This window comes from Mesorhizobium sp. M7A.F.Ca.CA.004.12.1.1 (assembly GCF_003997835.1).
Classification (GTDB): domain Bacteria; phylum Pseudomonadota; class Alphaproteobacteria; order Rhizobiales; family Rhizobiaceae; genus Mesorhizobium.
Genome location: NZ_RZRK01001150.1, coordinates 1 through 1,416, shown reverse-complemented (window position 1 = coordinate 1,416; position 1,416 = coordinate 1). Strand labels below are relative to the sequence as shown.

Sequence of the window (1,416 nt, the reverse complement as noted above, 5' to 3'; positions counted from 1 at the left end):
GGCCAAGGTCACGCTCGGCCGCTCGCGCGAGGCCGTCGAGGCGCCGGCGGAATAAGCAACCAAAACAAATGAAAAAGGCCGGGGTTCATCCCGGCCTTTTTCACGCCAATCCTGTCTCGGCCAGCACGAAGCGCAGCCGCGCCTCGACGGGTGCCAGCGGCAACGGAATCATCTCATAGCCCAGTTCCGTGTAGATGCCGACCAGCGCATGGTGGGTACGCTCGGCCTCGTCGAGCGTCTGCTTGCGTCTTCGTCCTGCGCGAAGATCTCCGGCCAAAGCGGGGCGACGAAGATGCGGGGGTTGTAGCGGAAACGCTTGGCGGCGGCGTTGATGTGTTCGGGTAGCGGCAGGCCGCTCAGCCTGAGGTAGCCAAGCGTGTCCGGAACGCCCCGATCGAAGAAAACAGGACGCCCGGTCTGTTCTTGCGCGATTTGATACGAGCGCATCTCCCATGACAGCATCAACTCGGCGAACAGGGCGCGATCATGCCAGGGCAAAGCGGGTCCGCCTATATCGGACTGGTGGCGGATGATGCCGCGGCCGGCTTCGATCGAGGTGGCAAAGCCTGCCCGGCGCAGGGCTTCGATCAGGGTGGTCTTGCCGGAGCCGGGACCGCCGGTCAGCACGAAGAATCGATCGGAATCGTCTTGCATCTTTTGGAGAGGTGGCACGCGGCAGGGCGGCTTCGCGGCCGAGGGCGTGCGAAGTTGGCCGGCGGGAGCTGCCGTTGTGCGTAACGCATGTTGAGGAGGAGGGGAGAAGTGGAGGTTTCTGTTGCCAGGTACCTCCGAACCCCGCCTAGAAGTGCGAACCTCTAGGGCTTGATTTGAAGCTATCGCACCGCTTACGCGGCGAGACGTGCTTCCGCATAGTTGTCATTTGCAACTACAGGTTTAGCCCGATGACGGTGGTACCATGCCGGGCAAAAGTACGATCTTTACACCTTCGTCGATCCTATTTCGCCCCCAGCAAAAACCGCTCTGTCATCAGCAGCGGCTTTTGGTGGAGGCGCCGGGTACCGCCCCCGGGTCCGAACGGCTTATTTCATCGCCCATTTATCGCCATAGTCGGTCAAGCCGACAAACCGAATATAGGGGGCCATCGCAAGAAATGGAAGGCCGCAATGGCACTTTGTCCCCCTGACAAAACCGCAAGTCCAAAGGGTTGACTTGGGCGCGGTCTCAACCGAAGCTTTGCCCCGGTGAGGAGTTACCGACCTAGCGCACATGTTGCAGCAGCGCGCCACAGCCCTCATCGATCGGATCCGTGGCGCCGACGAGGGGAATTTTGATGGCCGACTATCTTGCAGACGTGAAGAAATACGATGCCTCGGCGAGTGCCGACGTGGTCGACAAAATCGTGAAGCATCTTGGCATTGCGCTCCGGAACCGCGATTCCTCGCTGGTGTCCTGCAC

The 1,416-nt window shown here is 60.9% G+C and carries 1 protein-coding gene, 1 other RNA gene and 1 pseudogene; 1 reads left to right on the top strand and 2 read right to left on the bottom strand.

Annotation, left to right across the window (positions count from 1 at the left end):
- Window positions 1-100: 100 nt before the first annotated feature.
- Both EN984_RS34605 and ssrA read right to left on the bottom strand, forming a co-directional pair.
- Window positions 101-654 (bottom strand): annotated as a pseudogene (locus EN984_RS34605) (AAA family ATPase).
- Between the two features lie 107 nt (window positions 655-761).
- Window positions 762-1,121: a transfer-messenger RNA gene (ssrA, locus tag EN984_RS34600) on the bottom strand.
- 170 nt (window positions 1,122-1,291) lie between these two features.
- Here ssrA and EN984_RS34595 point away from each other — a divergent pair.
- On the top strand, window positions 1,292-1,416 hold a 125-nt coding region (locus EN984_RS34595; RefSeq protein WP_127384356.1), incomplete at its 3' end, for a DUF2853 family protein.